The 2,908-nt window shown below is 60.4% G+C and carries 3 protein-coding genes, 1 other RNA gene and 1 pseudogene; 2 read left to right on the plus strand and 3 right to left on the minus strand.

Translation table 11 applies throughout. The features are described 5' to 3' along the window. Window positions 1-132: 132 nt before the first annotated feature. A pseudogene (locus EN964_RS30665) lies at window positions 133-686 on the minus strand (AAA family ATPase). A 107-nt stretch (window positions 687-793) separates the two neighbouring features. Beyond that, window positions 794-1,153, minus strand: a transfer-messenger RNA (tmRNA) gene (gene ssrA / locus EN964_RS30670). A 170-nt stretch (window positions 1,154-1,323) separates the two neighbouring features. Between ssrA and EN964_RS30675 the strand changes: the two genes are divergently transcribed. Together EN964_RS30675 and EN964_RS30680 are read left to right on the plus strand one after the other, a co-directional pair. Continuing rightward, on the plus strand, window positions 1,324-1,635 hold the full coding sequence (locus EN964_RS30675; protein WP_127271793.1) for a DUF2853 family protein: 312 nt from the start codon (window positions 1,324-1,326) through the stop codon (window positions 1,633-1,635). Between the two features lie 158 nt (window positions 1,636-1,793). After that, window positions 1,794-2,588, plus strand: a complete 795-nt coding sequence (locus tag EN964_RS30680; protein WP_127271791.1) for a thymidylate synthase — start codon at window positions 1,794-1,796, stop codon at window positions 2,586-2,588. Between the two features lie 11 nt (window positions 2,589-2,599). Here the strand turns inward: EN964_RS30680 and EN964_RS30685 are convergent, their stop codons facing one another. Then, window positions 2,600-2,809, minus strand: a complete 210-nt coding sequence (locus tag EN964_RS30685) for a molybdopterin-binding protein (RefSeq protein ID WP_024501417.1) — start codon at window positions 2,807-2,809, stop codon at window positions 2,600-2,602. Between the last annotated feature and the right edge of the window lie 99 nt (window positions 2,810-2,908).

A 2,908-nucleotide genomic window follows, 5' to 3' on the forward strand; every position in this document is an offset into this window, starting at 1 on the left:
ATCACGCTCTGTGCGGTGATTTCCTTCACGCTGGCCAAGGTCACGCTCGGCCGCTCGCGCGAGGCCGTCGAGGCGCCGGCGGAATAAGCAACCAAAACAAATGAAAAAGGCCGGGGTTCATCCCGGCCTTTTTCACGCCAATCCTGTCTCGGCCAGCACGAAGCGCAGCCGCGCCTCGACGGGTGCCAGCGGCAACGGAATCATCTCATAGCCCAGTTCCGTGTAGATGCCGACCAGCGCATGGTGGGTACGCTCGGCCTCGTCGAGCGTCTGCTTGCGTCTTCGTCCTGCGCGAAGATCTCCGGCCAAAGCGGGGCGACGAAGATGCGGGGGTTGTAGCGGAAACGCTTGGCGGCGGCGTTGATGTGTTCGGGTAGCGGCAGGCCGCTCAGCCTGAGGTAGCCAAGCGTGTCCGGAACGCCCCGATCGAAGAAAACAGGACGCCCGGTCTGTTCTTGCGCGATTTGATACGAGCGCATCTCCCATGACAGCATCAACTCGGCGAACAGGGCGCGATCATGCCAGGGCAAAGCGGGTCCGCCTATATCGGACTGGTGGCGGATGATGCCGCGGCCGGCTTCGATCGAGGTGGCAAAGCCTGCCCGGCGCAGGGCTTCGATCAGGGTGGTCTTGCCGGAGCCGGGACCGCCGGTCAGCACGAAGAATCGATCGGAATCGTCTTGCATCTTTTGGAGAGGTGGCACGCGGCAGGGCGGCTTCGCGGCCGAGGGCGTGCGAAGTTGGCCGGCGGGAGCTGCCGTTGTGCGTAACGCATGTTGAGGAGGAGGGGAGAAGTGGAGGTTTCTGTTGCCAGGTACCTCCGAACCCCGCCTAGAAGTGCGAACCTCTAGGGCTTGATTTGAAGCTATCGCACCGCTTACGCGGCGAGACGTGCTTCCGCATAGTTGTCATTTGCAACTACAGGTTTAGCCCGATGACGGTGGTACCATGCCGGGCAAAAGTACGATCTTTACACCTTCGTCGATCCTATTTCGCCCCCAGCAAAAACCGCTCTGTCATCAGCAGCGGCTTTTGGTGGAGGCGCCGGGTACCGCCCCCGGGTCCGAACGGCTTATTTCATCGCCCATTTATCGCCATAGTCGGTCAAGCCGACAAACCGAATATAGGGGGCCATCGCAAGAAATGGAAGGCCGCAATGGCACTTTGTCCCCCTGACAAAACCGCAAGTCCAAAGGGTTGACTTGGGCGCGGTCTCAACCGAAGCTTTGCCCCGGTGAGGAGTTACCGACCTAGCGCACATGTTGCAGCAGCGCGCCACAGCCCTCATCGATCGGATCCGTGGCGCCGACGAGGGGAATTTTGATGGCCGACTATCTTGCAGACGTGAAGAAATACGATGCCTCGGCGAGTGCCGACGTGGTCGACAAAATCGTGAAGCATCTTGGCATTGCGCTCCGGAACCGCGATTCCTCGCTGGTGTCCTGCACCGATCCGAAGGAGCTAGAGCGCGTCAAGGCTGGCTGGGTTGCGAAGAAGCTCGGCATATCGGACGACAACAAGGCCGACGCTTCGATCGAGAAGGTCTGCAAGGCGATGGCCGCCGACAGTACCAAGAACCGGGTTACCTTCTACTATCTGGTTGCCAAGGACCTGGGTAAACTCGGCTCCCTCTGACGACCGCACGTCAATTTGCAGGGGCTGGCGCGGTCCATGCGTCAGCCCTGATGTTGTTGGGGACTGGCAGCCTTCGGGCAGGGCTTGCGCTGCTTTGTGGTGTTCGATTGCCTGTCCGTCAGCTATGATGGCTGGACAACCGAATCGAGCCGGAACCGATGCGCCAGTATCTCGACCTCCTGCAGCACGTGCTGGACAACGGCGCCGATCGCGGCGACCGCACCGGCACCGGAACGCGCTCCGTCTTCGGCTACCAGATGCGTTTCGACCTGGCGCGCGGCTTTCCGGTCACCACGACCAAGAAGCTGCATCTCAAGTCGATCATCCATGAGCTTTTGTGGTTCCTGGCCGGCGACACCAACGTCAAATATCTCACCGATAACGGCGTTTCGATCTGGGACGAATGGGCCGACGAGAATGGCGATCTCGGCCCGGTCTACGGCAAGCAATGGCGCTCCTGGCCGGATGGCCATGGCGGCTCGATCGACCAGATCGCGAATCTTCTCAAGGAGATACGCAAAAATCCTCAATCGCGGCGGCTGATCGTTTCGGCATGGAATCCAGCCGAGGTGGAAGCGATGGCGCTGCCGCCCTGCCACTGCCTGTTCCAGTTCTATGTTTCGGAAGGGCGGCTCTCCTGCCAACTCTACCAGCGTTCCGCCGATATCTTCCTCGGCGTGCCGTTCAACATCGCGTCCTATGCCCTGCTGACCTTGATGGTGGCGCAGGTCACCGGGCTGAAACCCGGCGATTTCGTCCACACGCTCGGTGATGCGCATCTCTACTCGAACCATTTCGAGCAAGCACGCGAACAACTGCGGCGCACGCCGAAGGTGCTGCCGACGATGTGGATCAATCCGGAGGTGAAGGATCTGTTCGCCTTCCGCTTCGAGGATTTCCGGCTGGAAAACTACGTCGCCGATGCGTCGATCAAGGCGCCGATCGCGGTCTAAGGCCGCAAATTTCAGTCGATGCCGACCATCACGTCCGAGGCCTTGACCACGGCATAGGCCTGCTTGCCCTTTTCGAGCTTGAGATCGGCGACGGCCTCGTTGGTGATCGAGGCGGTGACGATGGCGCCGCCACCGATGTCGATCCTGACATGCGAGGTGGTGGCTCCCTTGACGATCTCGGCGATCGTTCCCTTGAGGACGTTGCGGGCGCTGATCTTCATCGGAGTTTCCTTTCCAGGGTTTTCTTTGCCGGTCTCATCAGAACAATCGGTGTCGTACAGGCGCTTTCATGGGGCGCCGGGCCTTCCCTTGTTATATTC

The organism is Mesorhizobium sp. M7A.F.Ca.CA.001.10.2.1 (genome assembly GCF_003998575.1).
Classification (GTDB): domain Bacteria; phylum Pseudomonadota; class Alphaproteobacteria; order Rhizobiales; family Rhizobiaceae; genus Mesorhizobium.

Bases quoted from the DNA above. Each gene is read 5' to 3' on its own strand.
- EN964_RS30675 (WP_127271793.1), top strand. From the start codon at position 1,324: ATGGCCGACTATCTTGCAGACGTGAAGAAATACGATGCCTCGGCGAGT.
- EN964_RS30680 (WP_127271791.1), top strand. From the start codon at position 1,794: ATGCGCCAGTATCTCGACCTCCTGCAGCACGTGCTGGACAACGGCGCC.
- EN964_RS30685 (WP_024501417.1), bottom strand. From the start codon at position 2,809: ATGAAGATCAGCGCCCGCAACGTCCTCAAGGGAACGATCGCCGAGATC.